General features: G+C 27.0%; 14 protein-coding genes. 8 read left to right on the top strand and 6 right to left on the bottom strand.

From position 1 onward, the window contains the following. Positions 1-27: 27 nt before the first annotated feature. Positions 28-3,279: an ATP-dependent DNA helicase RecQ gene (locus KHQ81_01560; GenBank protein QVK18429.1), complete on the bottom strand. Its 3,252-nt coding sequence runs from the start codon at positions 3,277-3,279 to the stop codon at positions 28-30. Positions 3,280-3,649: 370 nt separating this feature from the next. On the opposite strand from KHQ81_01560, the gene KHQ81_01555 reads away from it, so the two are divergent. From KHQ81_01555 to KHQ81_01530, 6 genes are all read left to right on the top strand, one after another. Then, complete coding sequence (locus KHQ81_01555) at positions 3,650-5,233, top strand: transposase (GenBank protein ID QVK18428.1); 1,584 nt, start codon at positions 3,650-3,652, stop codon at positions 5,231-5,233. Between the two features lie 213 nt (positions 5,234-5,446). Continuing rightward, positions 5,447-5,689 carry a hypothetical protein gene (locus tag KHQ81_01550; GenBank protein QVK18427.1) on the top strand — a complete coding sequence of 81 codons (243 nt, stop codon included), beginning with the start codon at positions 5,447-5,449 and terminating at the stop codon, positions 5,687-5,689. Between the two features lie 52 nt (positions 5,690-5,741). Continuing rightward, a complete protein-coding gene (locus KHQ81_01545; protein QVK18426.1) occupies positions 5,742-6,305 on the top strand; it encodes a transposase in 564 nt (187 codons plus the stop codon). A gap of 8 nt (positions 6,306-6,313) precedes the next feature. Further along, positions 6,314-6,949, top strand: coding sequence for a hypothetical protein (locus tag KHQ81_01540; GenBank protein QVK18425.1), 636 nt, complete (start codon positions 6,314-6,316; stop codon positions 6,947-6,949). 24 nt (positions 6,950-6,973) lie between these two features. Further along, a complete protein-coding gene (istB, locus tag KHQ81_01535) occupies positions 6,974-7,735 on the top strand; it encodes an IS21-like element helper ATPase IstB (protein ID QVK18424.1) in 762 nt (253 codons plus the stop codon). Positions 7,736-7,794: 59 nt separating this feature from the next. Then, complete coding sequence (locus tag KHQ81_01530; protein ID QVK18423.1) at positions 7,795-8,988, top strand: IS3 family transposase; 1,194 nt, start codon at positions 7,795-7,797, stop codon at positions 8,986-8,988. 119 nt (positions 8,989-9,107) lie between these two features. Here KHQ81_01530 and KHQ81_01525 read toward each other — a convergent pair whose 3' ends face one another. After that, positions 9,108-9,872, bottom strand: coding sequence for an NYN domain-containing protein (locus KHQ81_01525; protein ID QVK18422.1), 765 nt, complete (start codon positions 9,870-9,872; stop codon positions 9,108-9,110). Positions 9,873-10,309: 437 nt separating this feature from the next. Here KHQ81_01525 and KHQ81_01520 point away from each other — a divergent pair, with 437 nt between their 5' ends. Continuing rightward, positions 10,310-11,746, top strand: coding sequence for a hypothetical protein (locus KHQ81_01520; GenBank protein QVK18421.1), 1,437 nt, complete (start codon positions 10,310-10,312; stop codon positions 11,744-11,746). Between the two features lie 43 nt (positions 11,747-11,789). Here KHQ81_01520 and KHQ81_01515 read toward each other — a convergent pair whose 3' ends face one another. The 4 genes from KHQ81_01515 to KHQ81_01500 form a co-directional block, all read right to left on the bottom strand. After that, positions 11,790-13,340: an ABC-F family ATP-binding cassette domain-containing protein gene (locus KHQ81_01515; protein QVK18420.1), complete on the bottom strand. Its 1,551-nt coding sequence runs from the start codon at positions 13,338-13,340 to the stop codon at positions 11,790-11,792. A gap of 217 nt (positions 13,341-13,557) precedes the next feature. Next, positions 13,558-13,710 (bottom strand): hypothetical protein, encoded by a 153-nt coding sequence (locus KHQ81_01510; protein ID QVK18419.1) that lies wholly within the window; start codon positions 13,708-13,710, stop codon positions 13,558-13,560. A 66-nt stretch (positions 13,711-13,776) separates the two neighbouring features. Next, positions 13,777-14,907 carry a leucine-rich repeat protein gene (locus KHQ81_01505; GenBank protein QVK18418.1) on the bottom strand — a complete coding sequence of 377 codons (1,131 nt, stop codon included), beginning with the start codon at positions 14,905-14,907 and terminating at the stop codon, positions 13,777-13,779. 316 nt (positions 14,908-15,223) lie between these two features. After that, positions 15,224-17,005, bottom strand: coding sequence for a M6 family metalloprotease domain-containing protein (locus tag KHQ81_01500; GenBank protein QVK18417.1), 1,782 nt, complete (start codon positions 17,003-17,005; stop codon positions 15,224-15,226). 426 nt (positions 17,006-17,431) lie between these two features. Here KHQ81_01500 and KHQ81_01495 point away from each other — a divergent pair, with 426 nt between their 5' ends. Next, on the top strand, positions 17,432-18,583 hold the full coding sequence (locus KHQ81_01495) for an iron-containing alcohol dehydrogenase (GenBank protein ID QVK18416.1): 1,152 nt from the start codon (positions 17,432-17,434) through the stop codon (positions 18,581-18,583). Positions 18,584-18,596: the final 13 nt, after the last annotated feature.

The raw sequence follows: 18,596 nt of genomic DNA, 5'->3' as shown, positions 1-18,596 counted from the left end.
ATAACTCCTATTATCAATTAGAAATATTTATTTATCATTATTATAAGCTATTGTTAATACATCTTTACCTAAATAATAATCTTCAATAAAATCCCAACGTAAATAATCATTATCTAATTCTTTTATAAATTTCTTAATTATTAAAGCAGAATTTTTATGTCTAGTTTTAACATTTTCCAATAATTCATTTCTATAGTTAGAATTAGGTTGAATTAATCTTTCTAATTTAAATGGTTCATTTATACGTATAAATATCTCTGGTTGATCTCCTCCTTTTATTTTAAAGTTAATTAAACCGAACATTTCTAAAAGGTATAAAAACCTTATCTCATTTTTATTTGATGATATATTAAAGTAAATTATTATTTCTTTATTATTACAATTATCTAATCGAGATTTAATAACATTATTGGTTAATAAATTTCTTAATAGAGTATTATATTTTCTATTCTTAATTTGATATTTTTCATAGTCTCTATTAAAAGATATTGATGTTCCAAAATTCATTTGTGTATTTGTGCTCATATTAACAAAAGGTATATATGAGTTTGCAATTGAATAGGATATTTCATTAGAATAACCTTTAGAAATTAAATTTTGTCTAAATTGCTCAATAGTGAACATTTTGCCTTTATCCTTAAAGTCATCTAATATAGAATTAACTTTTTCTAAATGATCTGATAGTATATTTTTTAATTTAGACACTTCATGAGTAAAAGATATTATTTCTAATCTGTACTTTTGACTGATTTTTTCTTTTAGAATAAATCCTTCTAGTTTTTCCTTTTCAGACAATAATAGATATTTAAATTTAGCAAAACTATATTCTGGATATTCATTAATCCAGCATTCTTTAGCATTAAATATGAATGTATCTCCCAAATCACTTACAAAACATTCTTGATTATATCTTCCTCTATATTCTTTGGAATTTTTTCTACCATCTGATACTCTTTTAAAATATCTACCATATTTACTATCCAACAAATCATTTTCATATTCTTTAATTATACTCAAAAATATTGTTGTAAATAGACTTCTTGGTCGTGAAATTACCATAGGAAAAATAGACCTATTTCGAGAATCTTTTTCTATTAAAAGTAATGTTGTTTTTAATTTCCTTTCAATATCTTCATCATCTATTTTATTATTCCTAATAAAAATTTGTGCAAAATCTTTAGGTGTAACCAAGAAATTGCGTTCACGTTTGTTAATTAAGTATAAATCATATAATCTTTTTAGTACAGCTTTTATTTGATAATCTTGTATTATACTCATTCCGAATAACTGATTTATATATTTAAAATCATTATCAAAGAAATTCATCATAACTTGACCTTGAATATTATAATCCCGAGCTAAACGTCCAAACTCCTGGACGTAATCATTTAAATTACCTGTTAATGCAAAATGATAAGCATTGGAAAAATCAGGAACATTTATACCCATTCCAAATGCCTTTGTACAAAGCATAATTAACTTGTTTCCTTTTTTAAAATCTTCTGCATTTAATTCTTTCTCTTCTTTTTTTAATTTTCCATGATATTTAGTCACTTTTCCTGGAAATTTCAATCTTAATTTATTATAATATTTTTCTACCTGAGTTGCGAACGGAAAATATATTAAAATTTTTTTATTTTCTTTATTTGAGATTTCGACTTTTTTTAACATATGAATTAATTTATTTTTTTCGTATTCTTCTCTTCCAAGTAAATGTTTATCTATATTATAATTAAATGAAATATTATTTCTTACAACTTTTCCTAAATAAGTACTTGTTCTTTTCATATTCAGACTCAAAGTTATTTCTTCATACATATCCTCTCGTCCATAGTAAACTGCAGTAGCAGTCAATGTACAAATTGGGAATTGATTTTGGTTCTTACGTATACTACTAATATAACTACCTAAATACCAATAATCTGGTCTAAAGTTTTTCCCCCAAGTAGTAACAATATGGGCTTCATCTATAATAAATAATCCTAATTCTCTATCTCCAATAATATTTTTGATATTGTAAGCTAATAAAGTTTCTGGTGCTAAATAAATTATATCAATCTCACCTTTTTTTATGCAATCAATTCTATCTTCCTTTTCAATTTGTGTTAATGATGAATTAATATATGTTGAATTATAAATCCCTTTATTTCTCATATCATCTAATTGATCTTGCATTAAAGCGATAAGTGGAGAAATAACAATTGTAACTTTATGATATTTTTCTGCTAAATATAATGCAGAAATTTGAAATAATACTGATTTTCCTGCCCCAGTTGGTGCTGTTATGAAAATATCTTTATAAGACTCATCACCTGAATATGCTCTTTCCGCTTGTTTGATAATATCCTCAATAATCATTCCTTGAGATATTTTTTTTGTTGTTTTATAGTTTTCATCATCGTCTGGATTATCATAAAAATCAAGTTCTCTAAAATTAAAATTTGATCCCCAATAATTTCTAAAAATATCCAGTATGTCTAATCTATATTTTATTTCATTAATTTTTTCTGTATCATCTACTACCATAATTTTTATATCGCTAAATATTTTCGGTAATTTTCTCACATATTTTTCATATACATTTCTTGCTTTCTTATCTTTAAAACTTATATATATTAGATTTGTGGATTTTGATAAAATTTTATCCATTAATATAAAGTAACTGTTTGTATCATTAGCTAATTCAATAAAATCTGTATAGATACTTGTCTTCTCTAATTTACTTTCATCAACTTGATCAATAATATATATTTTTTCCATATCAGAAAACATATCTTCTAAATTTGAAAACGCATAAAAATAAGAATTCTTATAATAGGTTATATCACTATAAATGTTACTAATTAATTTGTATTCATCTTCATTATTTATATCTCTATAGATATCTTTCTCTATATATTCTTCTAATAGAGTTCGATTATTAGATACAAATTCATTAGAAAAATAAAAATATTGATTTGGAGTTAAAGAATTGTTTATAATTCTAAATTTTTTTTGATTTTCTACCTTAGTAAACATATTAATACCAATATTATTAATTACTGAAGATAATTCTTCATATCGCATTATATATGTATTATTCTTGTCACTCATGGCTTTTAGTAAATTCATTACAATTTCATTACAATTATCGTTAATGTAATATAAATATTGTTTAAATTCATTTTTCTGAATATTAATTATAGGTATATAATATTTTTTTAAATTTTCAAAATCATCTTCTGAAAATCCTTTTAAAATATTGATTTTACCTTTAATAATCAATTTTTCCACTTTCATATCAATATTACCACCCTTTTCATTATTATACTTATATTATAAACTTTTAAGTATTTTTGTCAAATTTTGTATTAAATATTATAGTTATATATGATAAATATTAATCATAGTATAGAATTTCATTACTCCTAACAAAATAGACTTTCAGATAAAAAAAAGTTACTACATGTTTCTAAGTTAAATCCTTATACTTATTTCAGCTAATGTATATGATAACTGCAAATAGTTTTGTAATTATTCCATATTAATAACTTTTAGTATAACAAAAAAGGGGCTGTAAAAAATAAATAGCTCTCAATAAACAAAAAAGGAACTAAATTCTAGATTAATAAATCTGGAATGAAGTTCCTTTTTTTAGTATAATTTAAGTATGTCTGAAGTACTAAATTATACAAATAATTATACACTAAAACAACTAGTTTTACCACTGGAAATTCAAACAATTATTCCGTTTGATGATCCTATCTATACATTTGATGAGGTAATGAAGGGATGTAATTTAAAAAAGTACCTAATAACCGATAAAATAGAATCTAGAGGTCGCATCGGTTATAATTTAGTCACTTTGTTAGAGGTAACACTATTTGGTTTTATGTTAAAAGGTTACACATCTTTAAGAGAACTAGAGTCTTTATGTAAAACAGATATTAGATTTATGCATTTATTAAGAGACGAGAATAGTACTCCTACTCATATGACGTTCTCTAATTTTATTAATAATTACTTAAAATGTAGTATTGAAGAAATATTTTATGATATTAATGAATATATCTTTGACAAAGATAATGTAAATACTGATATTGTATACATAGATGGTTCTAAGTTTGAAGCGAATGCCAATAAATATACTTGGATATGGAAGAAAGCTTGTACAACGAATAGAGAAAAATTATATAGAAAGATAACTATTTTATTAGATGAAATAAACAGTACTTTTCTAAATTATGAAATGACTAGTTATTCTACTCGTGAAGAATATGAGATAGAATATTTCGAATCAATATTTTATGATTTCAAGAATAGATTTAAAATAGATCTATCTACATTTGTTCATGGGAAAGGGAAAAGAAAGAGTGATACTCAAAGGTATTATGAAAAATTAGAGCGGTATTTAAGTAAATTAAAAGAATATGCAGAACATATTCAAACATGTGGTGATAAACGAAATAGTTATTCAAAAACGGATAAAGATGCCACATTTATGCGAGTAAAAAGAGATTATATGGGAAATGATCAACTAATACCTGCTTATAATATACAATTAGGTATTTCAGATGAATATATAAGTGTCTGTGATGCATTTCAATATGCTTCAGATTCAGATTGTTTCAAACCTTTAATAGAAAGTTTCAAAACTCATTATTATAAATATCCCACCTATCCTGTTGGTGATGCTGGATATGGGAGCTATAATAATTACTTATATTGTAAAGAAAATGGTATAGAATTGTATCAAAAATTCTCTACTTATAAGAAGTCAACAGAAGATAAGAAATATATAAATAATCCTTTTAAACCTTTTAATTTTAAACAAGATGAGAACGGACAACTAGTCTGTCCTAATAATAAAAGATTTCATTTTTTAAAAACAAGACCTGTACGTGGGAATAAATATGGACGAACAGAAGAATTGTATCAGTGTGAAGATTGTACTGATTGTCCACTTAGGTCAGAATGTCATAGATCAAAAGGGAATAGAATTATCAAACTAAATGAGGAATTAACATCATTACACCAAGAGGTTATGAATAACTTAAAAAGTGAATTAGGAATTGAATTAAGAAAGAATAGATCTATTCAATCTGAAGGTACCTTTGGAGTAATAAAATACGACCGTTGGTACAAAAGAATAGTAAGAAGAGGTATGGATTCTGTAAGATTAGAATTATTATTAGTTTCTACTGGATATAACTTGTACAAATATCACAATAAGAAAAAAAGATTAATTCAATAAATGAAACAATTAAATATTGAAAATAGGGTTTTCATTGAAAATCCTTTTAAACATGCTCATAATGGGCATTTTTCTATATTTACCAATATTTTATAAAAAGAAAAAGGAGCTGTATTGATATTATACCTATATAGTAGACACGAAATAAAAAAGTGTTGGTTATGTAGGTATTTTATTTTATAATAGAGAAAGTTGAAGACGGGAGTAATAATAATGAGTAAAATAAGTATTAAAGAATATATTAAAGAACATCGTCAAGAATTGGAACAGAATCCTAATGTGCTTAAGGTAGGTAAGATACTTCAATATACCCCTAAATTTAAGATTAAGGCTGTAGAGATGAGAAAACAAGGATATCCAATGAGGGAAATATTCGAAATTATTAATGATAATATAAAGATAACCAATCTTGATTATGAGAAAGTTACCAATTTTGGTAATAACATAATCAATTAGGTTATCTTTTTTAGTATAATAGTTTCAGTTGAACTGAAGCGAGGTAAAAAAAGTGACTGAAATAAATGTACTAGGAATGTTAGATATATTGAGAACGTATGATATGAAACCAAATTATAGTGAATTAGCAAGAATCTATGGATTAGACCGACATACTATTAAAAAATATTATGAAGATGGAGGAAAGAAATTGATTACAAGAAAACGCGAAAGTGGATTTGATCAATATAAAGAAGAAATATCACATTTGATGAATAAATCTGGCGTAACAAAGAAAGCAGTTCATGAATATTTAAGAGATAAATATGAAAATATACCGGCATATTCAACCTTTAGACACTATACTCAAAATAATCATATTACCATACCTAAAAGCACCACTCCACATGTTAGATATGAAACCAGGCCAGGAGACCAACTACAAGTAGATTGGAAAGAAAGTATGAAACTAATAAGTAAGTACGGAGAAGTATTTGAGTTTAATGTATTAACTTCTACTCTAGGATTCTCAAGGTATCATAAATTCGTTTATTCAAAAACAAAAACGACAGAAGACTTCATCCGTTGTGTAATCGATACATTAAATCATCTAGGGGTATCCCTAAACATATTTTAACGGATAATATGTCAGCTGTCGTTAGCATCACAAATGGAACTAAAAAGAAACATTCTAAAATAAAACAATTTGAACGGGATTTTGGAATTTCGATAAGATTATGTAAGGCAAGGACTCCAGAAACAAAAGGTAAAGATGAGTCCGCTAACCGATTCTTGGCTTGGTTACGTCCTTATGATGGTGAATTTGAAGATGAAGAGGAACTGATCAATATATTGAACAAGATAAACAACAAGGTCAATCTAGAGAATAATCAAACCACCAATATACCACCGAGTGTCTTATTTGAAAAAGAAAAAGAATATCTAAATCCTTTACCTAACAAAATTCTGTTAGAATCCTACGTAGAAAACGTAGATATACAATCAGTGCCGCAAACACTGCTTGTAAATTATAAAGGAAATGGATATTCTGTACCCAGTAAGTTTATAAACAAAAGAGTTAAATTGATACCCATTGATGATAAACTCTATATCTATTATAACACTGATTTAATCATAATACATAATATATCCAACAAGAAATTTAATTATAATGAGAGCCATTATAAAGCTGCACTTGGTATCACCATTAAAAATGATAATTTAGATATTGATCAAATCGCAAAAGAAAATCTAGCATTATTAGATCAAATAACACGATAATAGTAGAAAGATGAGGAGTACGCGATGTTAAATAATTATAATAAATTATTAAATAACTTAGAAACCCTAAATTTAAACCTTTTTAGAGCCAATATCGACTCTTATTTGAATCTTATCGCAAAAGGCGAAAAGAATATAGTAGATTCGTTATATGAACTTACAGAGTATGAAATGAATTTTAAACGAGAACGTGCAATAACGTCATGTGTTAAAGTCGCTAATTTCCCCTTTCTTAAAACATTAGATGATTTTGATTTTGGGTTTCAACCATCTATAAATAAAGACGAAATATTAAATTTCAAATATTTAAAATTCATTGAGAATAATGAAAATATTCTTCTAATCGGATCTCCAGGGGTTGGTAAAACTCATTTAGCTACGTCAATAGGAATTGAAGCAGCTAAATCAAGAAAAAGTACTTATTTTATAAGTTGTAACGATATAATTTTACAACTTAAACGAGCACATTTAGAAAACAGATTAGAAACAAGATTAAAATTTTTCACCAAATACAGGGTATTAGTAATTGATGAAGTTGGATTTTTACCTCTTGATACAGAATCATCTAATTTATTATTTCAATTAATCGCTAGACGGTATGAAAAAAAGTCTACAATTATAACAACAAACAAACCACTCTCTAAATGGGGAGAAATATTTGGAGATAGTGTATTAGCTAACGCCATTCTAGATCGATTACTTCACCATTCTCATGTGATAAATATTGTCGGTAGATCATACAGAACTAAAGATAAAATAGAAAGTATTGAACCTAATAAAAAATGATTATGAGTAAATTACCATAATTGGTGAATCTATCATAATCAAAATTGGTGAAATTTATATTGACATTAACAGAAATAAATAAACTACCATTTAATAAAGATAAAAATGATATGTATGTACTAAAGTGGATAAAGCAATATGATGAACAAGGAAAAGAATCCTTCTATAAGAAAAATAGAGGTCGTAATAAAAATGGCAAATCAGGACGACCAAAGAAAGAAATAGAATTATCTAGTGATGAAAAAGTACTGATCCAAGAGAAATTAATAGAAGTCCTAAGAAAAGAAAATGAAGAATTAAAAAAAGAATACAGGCTAGGAAAGGAAGTGAAACAAAGCGGAAATGAGTTTAAAATTAAGCCTACTCAAGATATTTTCCGTTATATACATAAATTAAAAGATCAAGTTAAAATATCCATTGAGTTATTATGTAAATATTATGAAGTATCTCGATCAGGTTATTATAAGTGGGTTAAAACAATACCTAATAGACAAAAAAGAGAAGAACAGGATTACGCTGATTTTGTAGTTATAAAAAAAACATGGTTAAAACATAATAAGAAGCATGGATACTTAAGAATAAATATGGATTTAAAAAACGATGAAGGCATTGTCATGAATCCTAAGAAGATTTATAGACTAATGAAGAAATATGGAATACGAGCTGAAATACGTAAGGTAAACCCTTATTTAGGGATTATGCAGGCAAATAAGGAACACAATTATTTTGAAAACAAATTAGATAGACAGTTTGATGTTAAAGAGCCAGATACTGTATTTGTGACCGACATAACTTATTTAATCTATGGTAACCAAAGATATTATTTATCTGTCGTTAAAGAGCTTTGTACGAGAGAAATAGTGGCTTGGAAGCTATCTAGAGGATTAAGTTTAAATTTATCACTTGAAATAATTGATCAACTTGTTAAGAAATACGGAAAGAAAAAGTTGAAAAACACCATGATTCATTCAGACCAAGGTGTTCATTATACAAATCCGTCATATGTAAATAAATTGAAAGAATTAAATATAATACAATCTATGTCTAGAAGAGGTAATTGCCTTGATAACGCTAAAATGGAAACATTCTTTGGTCATTTCAAAGATGAATGTGATTATCAACAGGCTAAAGACTTTTATGAGTTATATAAAATTGTTGATAACTATATGAGATATTATAACTGTAAGAGATATCAATGGACATTAAATAAGATGGCCCCTACTCAATATAGAAACCATCTTAAAGCAGCTTAATGAAATTTTTACTTTTTTTGTTTCTGTCTACTTGACAGGTGTAAGTTCAGTATCGCTCCATAGTTTTAAAAAACTATTTTTTTACAGCCCCTTCACTAATCTAATATAAATGAATATCTCTATAAATTTTCCTTTATTTTAGAAGTATCTATATCAGTAACTTTATCTCCACCTTTCTCTTTTTTAATTTTAATGACAGATTGATCTTCTAAAAATTTATATAATCTTTTAAATGATTTAAACTGTGTGTTTTTCATTTTAATACTGTTATCCCGCTTATTAAATTGGTTATTTAAATAACCTAATTCATATTCTTTATCTGGGTCTAATGTATTAAATACTTTTAACATGGTTAAAACAGCTCTTCTATCAATTTCAGTTGTTACACCAAATAATTTTTGTTGTAACGGTGCTTTATCTTCTAATGTATATTCAGTAATTATTAATATATTATCTGTACTATTTTGGAATATATCTCTTTTCGCATCCTCTTCTCTTGTGACTAACCAAACATCTTTTCCATATTTTCTAAGTAAGTCCATAATAACAGAATAATCTGAATCATTTGTTAGAAAAACAAATAATGATATATCTGGTTGATCAATATAAAACTTTTCAAATGCATCTAATGAAATGATCAAATCAGCTCGATTTTTTTTATTTGCAATATGCGGTGTTTCTCTTATTTCATAATTTAATTCAGCTAGCTGACTTCTGTAATTTGTGATTGCTTGTGTTCTACCACATGCTATTTTAACAGCGAATACTGGTTTTGATTCCTCTTTAGAATACTGTAAACTGATATCATTCATTAATTCTTTAATATCAACATTTTTATTGATATTTTCTAAGTCTATGTAAATAGCGATTGATATTCTTTCCATCGTCTCTCTCCTAATCATATTTTTGTATTTTTCCCTTATTACCATTATAAAACAAATATCTTATTAAAACAAATTATTTTGATTATAAATAATGCTTGCATGTTGTTTTTCTTTATTACTAACATTACTTTACCCAATAACAAATAGTTTTAAACGAATACTTCACAAATCCATTTATAATTTGAATAGTCCTGTGTCTAATTAACTTTCAAACAATAAGATCTTTATATTTTATTGAATCTTAAAAAATGTCGATATTATGATCTGTAAAAGGTATATATCCCATTCAATTTTTATTAAATTATGTTGACATATAAAGAAAAACCCCTTAAGATAAATACTAGTTAAGGAATTTATTATGTTGATTTCTATTTTTATATTATTATTACTAAATATCTCAATAAAAATATTGTAATAAACAACAGAATAAATCTAAGTTGGGAGGGATTATTATTTTTAAAAACATTAAAACAGTAAAAAATAATTTAAAACATTATCGAAAGATAAAAAGAGAATCTTTATTTTCTGGAAAAAAAATATTGTCAATATTATATGAAACAATGAAAAGCACTAAAGTTACGATCCTATTAATTATCTTAACTATTTTTATCTTTTCCAGACCTATAAATAGAGCTCCAAAAAACTATGAAATATATTTTTATCAAGTATTAGCACTCGTATTATTATCAGTATTTATCATTCATTTTTTAATTACTTTTTATAAAAATATCTCTCAGGAATATTTTTATTATTTTGAACGAAGCTTCTTAGAGTTTAATCGTTTAATGAAAACAGTAATCACGTTTATTTTTATCATTATTGTTGTCATAATCGCAAATATACAAATTTTCTATATCAATCATTTCTTAACTCCAAGTCTTGAAACCTGTTCTTTTTATGATTGGTATGGTAATAAAATCTATCAACATCAAGATATTGGAACCTGTCCAAAACTTCTAAACATAACTACTAAAAAAGATAAAAATATTACTTTTGGTGTCATTAATGAAGAAGATAATCAAATTGTTTATATTGACCATAAATATTTCTATGAAAATAATCAATTATTAAAACGGCAAAAAACAACTTATGTATTAACTAAACAAGATATTAAATCTATCACTGATATAGATTTATCATTACTCCCAATACTAGAAAAAGACACGATTGAAAACATTTATAATGAAATCGAATTTTCATCAAACCATATTAATGAAGTCTTTAATGAAGATGGTATAAGGCAAATAAACAAAGAAAATAACCTTGTTGCTAATTTAATCGAAAATAAAGAAATTGTGGTAAAGAAAGACTCATCTGAATTATTTCGCTTACAAAAACATGATGATACTGAAAACCAATTTATTTTACATAACCTTTATTCCGTTCAAAAATGGCCAAATGATACGGTAAAAGAAACCTATTATAATAGGTTTTCACACGCAGATGAATTAGAAGTAAAATCCATTGAATATCAAACTTATATTAGCCCCATAAAGAAGGTTGTAACCTACTATAAAACACCAGTTATTACAAGTATGATTGTAGATAATACTTTTCATCGTTTTTCTATTAATTATAATACCGTTGAAACAAAAATTGCTTCAATCGATCATTATATCAATGAAAAACTATTATATAAAAATATCTTTACTTATACTGACTATGGTTACCTAGTTAAACATTATTCTTATGAACGTAATGTATGGGGAAGAATTTTAGATGCTGATGAACGTTCAAATATATCTTATTGTTATTGTTTAAATGATATCGTTCATACTAATGATTTTGATTATGAAAATGTAAGTGATAATCGTGTAAACTTTTATTGCTCAGCACCATTATTTTATACTGATAATCCATTATTTCTTAATTAAGAATAATTAAAGCCTTGCAAAGAAGCAGGGCTTTTAATTATTTTTATACAACCTTTGTGGTCCAGTTTTCTACATTCCATATATCAGTTACAAAACTTTCATAAAAATGAGGCTCATGACTTACAATTATAACCGTTCCATTAAATTCGCTAATTGCTTTTTTTAGTTCATCTTTAGCATCGACATCTAAATGATTGGTAGGTTCATCCAATATAAGTAAATTTAACTCTCGTAAAAGCAATTTACAAAGACGTACTTTCGCATTTTCTCCACCCGATAGTACTTTCATAGGACTTAAAATATTATCAGTTGTTAAACCACATTTAGCTAATTCTTGACGAACTTCATGATTGGTTAGTGATGGGTACAGATCCCATATTTCATCTAATGCTGTTTTGGCGTTATCTTTGTGATCTTCTTGTTCAAAATAACCATAGATAACATGATCTCCAAATACAACTGATCCTTCAATAGGTGGAATAATCCCAAGAATTGTCTTTAATAATGTGGACTTTCCTAATCCGTTCACACCACAAATCGCTATTTTTTTTCCTTTTAAATCATTCGCTTCAATTAAAACTCTACTTGGTGAATCATAACCTATCACTAAATCATTCGCTTCAATTAAAACTCTACTTGGTGTTCTTGCTTCTTTAAAGGAAAATATAGGCTTTGGTTTTTGACGTGGTTTCTCTATTATATCCATTTTAGCCAATTGTTTTGCACGACTATTTGCCATTCCTCTAGTAGCGACCCTTGCTTTATTTCTTGCGATAAAATCTTCTAAACGCTCAATTTCTTTTTGTTGACGATTATAATCCTTTTCTATTTGACGTTTCTTCAGTTCATATAAACGTAGAAATTCATCATAATTACCAACATAACGAGTTAATTCACAATTTTCAATATGATAAATAAGATTACAAACTTCATTTACAAAAGGAATATCATGTGAAACCAAAATAAACGCATTTTCATAATTTTTTAAATAGTTTTTTAACCACTCAATATGATTAACATCTAGATAGTTTGTTGGCTCATCTAATATTAAGATGGTTGGATTTTTAAGTAATAATTTTGTTAACAATACTTTTGTTCTTTGACCACCACTTAATTCATCTACAAGTGTCTGAAGACCAATTTCACTTAATCCTAAACCACGAGCTATGGTTTCTATTTTGGAATCGATTATATAAAATCCACTACTATCTAATATATTTTGAATTTCAGCAGCATCCTCTAAAGCCTTATCCATGTCATCTAATTCAGCCATCTTCTCATATAATTCAAACATTTCTTTTTCTAATTTATATAGATGATCAAAGGCTAAACGTAAATTATCCATTATCGTTGTCCCAGATTTTAAACTAGATTGTTGATCTAAATAACCAACACTAACTCGACTAGACCACTCAATCATACCTTCATCTGGTACTAAATTACCAATGATAATATTTAAAAATGTTGATTTTCCTTCTCCATTCGCACCAACTAAGGCAACATGCTCCCCCCTTAATAATCTAAAAGAAACATCTTCTAAAATTGATCGTGCTCCATATCCATGGGTTACATTTTTTACTGTTAAAACGCTCATACTTTTAACTCCTTATCTTTTTATACACCCTTAATATAATAAACAAAATTGAACTAACTGTAAATACATTTTTTTGAAAAGTGATATTCGTTGTAAACTAAGAAATTGTTATATGGCAATCTTACCTAATTTATTTATATTTTCAACACTAAACCAATAATTATCCGGGTAGTGTGATGTAGATCAAACCATAAAAATTAATTTGTTCTTAATCCAATTAAATCATCATCATTTGTTTTTTTGAATTAATAAAATAAACCATGTCATCTCCCTCAAAAGGCTGACTCCATGGTTTATTGTTAGATTTAGTGAATATTTTATTAGTAAAAAGTGAACGATAGCTAATCGTATCATCTGTTACATCAAACACTTTAACTTCACAAAAAGACGTTTCATTAAACAATTTTAAGTTAAATGAAACATCAATTGTAACTCATTAAGATTCTGAAATTGGATAAATAATACTAGCATAAGATTTCCACTCAGTTTTATAAAGGCTAACATAATCAGATGGAACATAGATTTTTAACTTATCTTTGTAAACACAAAGACCATCTATGGATGGTGGAGTCGTAGCAGTTAATATTATGCTTGTTAAATTTTTCGTACCTAAAAATGCTAGATCACGTATTGTTATTAATTGACTGTTTTTTTCAAATATTACCGTCGATAGACTTTCTACAAATGCAAATGTGCCATGATCTATTTTTATTACACTATTTGGAATTGTTATACTTTTTAAACTTGTTGCTATGGAAAATGAATAAAGACCTATTATTGTTACACTGTCAGGAATTACATAGGTGTCTTCTTTTTTACCTTCTGGATATTTAATAATTAATGTTTGATTTTTATTAAATAAAACTCCATCTTTAGAACTATATTGAGAGTTGTCAATATCAACATTTATGCTTGTTAAATTCTCGGCCATTGAAAATGCGTTATGTCCAATTCTTTCAACACTGTTTGGAATTGTTATACTTGTTAAACTTGTTGCTTCGCTAAATGCATAATCACCTATTGTTTTTACACTATTTGGTATTGTTATACTTGTTAAACTTGTTGCTTCATTAAATGCATAAGAACCTATTTTTGTTACGCTATTTGGTATTGTTATACTTGTTAAACTTGTTGCTTCATTAAATGCATAAGAACCTATTGAATCCACTATATAGCCTTTGTAATATTTAGGAATCACAATATTAGTGTCTGATCCGTTATATCCACTTACTGAAAATGAATAATTACCTGCTACAGTAAATTCAAAACCTTCAGTAGAAAATTCTATCCACTTTGCATATAATGTGATATTTTCTTTTGGTATTATTGTGAATGAATATTCTTGTGTTAAATCACTATCGCTGTACCATCCACCAAAATCATATCCTGCTTTAGTTGGGTCATCCGGTTTTGTTACTTGAGTATTATAATCTTGAGTGATTGAAGACACTTCTGTTCCACCGTTACTATTAAATGTTATAGTGTATTGATTGTCTGTTGAATCATTACACCCAACAATAATCGTGAATAAAAAACTAACAAAAATAATTACTAAAATTTTTCTCATAATAAATCTCCTCGTACAATACTATTAAATATATATTAACATAAAAAGCAGCGAATTCAATTATATTTAATGGTTTTTTTAATATACTTATAGACTGGAGAAAAAGTAAAAAATGTATTATATAATTTTTGGTAATAATATGTATTATAATTGTCCTTTTAACTCAGTGTGCCTTGAGATAATCACTTCAAATTCCAGAAGACAAAGGCACAACCCTGGGTTTATTCTGATTTATGTGACTATTGTATTTGATATTTATTAATTGCAATTTGTAACTTGGTTCATTACTGAGTTAGGTGAATAATCCTAAGATTTATTACTGAAAAGTGAATGATAGAGTAATTGTATCATCTGTTATATAAAGTACTTTAACTTCACAAAAAGACGTTTCATTATACATTTTTAAGTTGTAAGAATCACCAATTTGTAATAAATCACGATTTGATGCTGTTGATAATTGATTTGAAATACTGTTATTTCCATCTGCTTCTTCAATCTTAATTAACTTATGAACAGAGTCTGAATTATTATATTCTAAATACAAAGAGTATTCTGATAAATCATCATAATTTGTTGGAAGTTTAGCATCCACATGATACATTAACAATCCATTTTTAGTTAAATATTGATTTTCCTCATTTAGTCCAGTTGGGGTATAAAAACTCATGATAAAGTACTCATCAAAAATACTGTCAAATTGGTTTGAAACGATTATCGTATCTCCTGATGTATCAAATTTATCTATCGTAACAGTACATGATTTAGTAACAACAATTGGGTCAATCCAATCTAAAATTAACTTACTAAATGGATTATGGTCTCCACTATTTGAATCCATCATATCAGCACTCCCTAATCCCCCTTCATTAAGGTCCTCATTAGGTGTATAGTCATAATAATCTTCTAATCCTAATAAATGTCCTGTTTCATGAATAATCGTCCATGCATTTTCTGTATGCCCTTCATAGAAAAAATCCACACTAGAAAATACATAAGAATTAATCTCATAGTTATCCCAAGATACATAATCTGAATCTTCATAACCAGCCGTCGCAAAGTAGTAATATTGAATTGCCCAGAAAAATATATCCTCAGAATTGTAATCAATTGGCGCTGAATAAACTAAATGAATTCCATCAATATAGCCATCACCTTCAGAATCATAAATCGATAAATCAAGATTGGGATTATTTTGTAAATAATACCTAACTGATTCTTCAATTAATAAGTCAACGCCACTGGCATCTTCATTGGCTTGACTAGTATAGTTCTGATAATAATTATAGTTATATTGGGCTGTATAAGGCTTTAGAACATCACCTGATAAATTAAGTGTACCATATGAACTTTTATAATAATATGATTTCAAGGTTTCATAGCGGTCCCCATCACCGAAAAATCCATAATTAATTCTAGCTAGTTCATTATTTGTAAATTTATCATTTGGAAACTGTATTGGGATAACTAATAAATTCACATTTCCTTTAGATGGTAATAAATAGGACGTTTCTGATTCTCCATAATAATGATACATTTTATCAACTGCATCTTGCATTGATTCATCTACTTCTACTATTAACTGGTCTTTATCAACTTTTAAATCAATTGATTCATTTTTTAAAACGGTAATATTAATCTCTTTTGATAATTCATAATAAGAATCATTACCTAAATCAATAGAAGCATATACCGTTACTTTTACGACTTGATCTTCGCTAGTATGGTTTACTACGCCTTCATTTTCTAATGGATTAAAGCTAATGATTGAATCATCACTACTAATACAATGATACTTAATATATTCACTATATGATTGATTAAACTTTATTACTTGACCCTTAACTCCTAAAGCTGTATCTCCTTCTTCAAAAATAAATTCAAAGGCTTCAATCGCTTGTAATAGATTATTTGGAATATAGGTTGCATGTACTTTAGTATTTGTATAGACATTTTTAAGGGATTTATCCCAACCAGTAAAAATATAACCTTCTCTTTGTAAATTATCAGGTGCATCTACACTCTCCCCATACTCCACTTCTATTGTGTCAATAATGGTATTATCATAATCTATAAATTCTACAATATATTTATTTATCATCCATTTCGCATATTATTAAATAGGTAAAAATCAAAAAATGGTTAACAGAATGTTTCTTGTAGATTTCATCTTTTTCCCTAACATTTTATCAGCCATCTTTAAGAATAATCTTATATTTAATTACTTCTTCTTTCATTTTCCTTGTAATTATTATAAATCTAAAACATCAATAATTCAATTAAATTTATAAATCTGTTAATGATTAATTTCCTTTTTTTAACTATCATCAAATTAAAACATTTTTGATTTAGCAAAAACAAATTGAGGATATACTATAAATATATGTAGTCATATTTTGATAATTTTTCCACCTTATTTTTATGTCAAAAAACGTCGAAAATTGTTATCAAAATCGTTGCTAATTATTTCACAATGTGGTATCATGTACTTGTGAAAAAAATAACAAACATATAAGGAGGACTTCATATGAATTTACAATGGTTTAGAGTACCAAAAGATATAGTATTTGGAGAAGGAACATTAGAGTATCTATCTACACTTAAAGGAACAAAAGCAATGCTTGTTACTGGTGGAAGCTCAATGAAACGTTTCGGATTTTTAGACCAAGCAAAGGGTTATTTAGAAAAAGCAGGAATGGAAGTTGCGTTATTTGATGGAGTTGAGCCTAACCCATCTGTTGAAACAGTAGAAAACGGTGCAAAAGCAATGCAAGATTTTGAACCTGATTGGATTGTAGCAATCGGTGGTGGATCTGCATTAGACGCAGCTAAAATTATGTGGGCATTCTATGAATATCCTGAATTAAAATTTGAAGAAATTATTACTCCAGGATCTTTACCTGAGTTAAGAAATAAAGCTAAATTTATTGCTATTCCTTCTACTAGTGGTACAGCATCAGAAATTACAGCTTTCTCTGTTATTACTGATACTAAAAACCATATTAAATATCCAATTGTATCTGGTGAAATTACACCTGATATTGCGATTATAGATCCAGCATTACCTCAAAAAATGCCAGCTCATATCACAGCAAATACTGGTATGGATGTAATGGCTCATGCATGTGAAGCTTATGCTTCTACTAATGCTTCAAGTTATACAGACCCATATGCTATGGAAGCAATCAAATTAGTTTATGAAAAATTACCTGTTGCATTTGAAAACGGAGATGACATGGATGCAAGATTTGCTATGCATAATGCATCTGCATTAGCAGGAATGGCATTCACTAATGCTTCTTTAGGATTAGTTCATAGTTTAGCTCATAAAATCGGTGGAGAGTTTGGTGTTACTCATGGATTAGCTAACGCTATCTTAATGCCATATATTATCCAATACAACCGTAAATACACTGATAAATATAAAGATATTGAAAAACAATTAGGTGTTGAAGATTTACCTACAGCATTAAAAGCTTTAAACACTAAATTAAATATTCCTTTAACTTTCAAAGAAGTAACTGAAGTTGAAATTACTGAAGAAAAATTTGTTGAAGTATTAGATCGTATGTCTAAAAATGCATTAGCTGATCCATGTACATTAACAAATCCAGGAAACCCTACTGTAGAAGATGTTAAAGCTATTTATAAAGCAGCATTCTATGGAATTGATATGTAGTTTATTATTCAAT

This window comes from Mycoplasmatota bacterium, from assembly GCA_018394295.1.
In the GTDB taxonomy this organism is placed as follows: domain Bacteria; phylum Bacillota_I; class Bacilli_A; order Haloplasmatales; family Haloplasmataceae; genus JAENYC01.
The sequence above is the reverse complement of the archived record's forward strand: the minus strand, read 5'-3'. Positions and strand labels throughout refer to the sequence as shown.

What these genes read in the sequence shown, in the direction of transcription:
- KHQ81_01560 (QVK18429.1), bottom strand. Translation starts at nt 3,279, where the DNA reads ATGAAAGTGGAAAAATTGATTATTAAAGGTAAAATCAATATTTTAAAA.
- KHQ81_01555 (QVK18428.1), top strand. Translation starts at nt 3,650, where the DNA reads ATGTCTGAAGTACTAAATTATACAAATAATTATACACTAAAACAACTA.
- KHQ81_01550 (QVK18427.1), top strand. Translation starts at nt 5,447, where the DNA reads ATGAGTAAAATAAGTATTAAAGAATATATTAAAGAACATCGTCAAGAA.
- KHQ81_01540 (QVK18425.1), top strand. Translation starts at nt 6,314, where the DNA reads ATGTCAGCTGTCGTTAGCATCACAAATGGAACTAAAAAGAAACATTCT.
- istB (QVK18424.1), top strand. Translation starts at nt 6,974, where the DNA reads ATGTTAAATAATTATAATAAATTATTAAATAACTTAGAAACCCTAAAT.
- KHQ81_01525 (QVK18422.1), bottom strand. Translation starts at nt 9,872, where the DNA reads ATGGAAAGAATATCAATCGCTATTTACATAGACTTAGAAAATATCAAT.
- KHQ81_01515 (QVK18420.1), bottom strand. Translation starts at nt 13,340, where the DNA reads ATGAGCGTTTTAACAGTAAAAAATGTAACCCATGGATATGGAGCACGA.
- KHQ81_01505 (QVK18418.1), bottom strand. Translation starts at nt 14,907, where the DNA reads ATGAGAAAAATTTTAGTAATTATTTTTGTTAGTTTTTTATTCACGATT.
- KHQ81_01500 (QVK18417.1), bottom strand. Translation starts at nt 17,005, where the DNA reads ATGATAAATAAATATATTGTAGAATTTATAGATTATGATAATACCATT.
- KHQ81_01495 (QVK18416.1), top strand. Translation starts at nt 17,432, where the DNA reads ATGAATTTACAATGGTTTAGAGTACCAAAAGATATAGTATTTGGAGAA.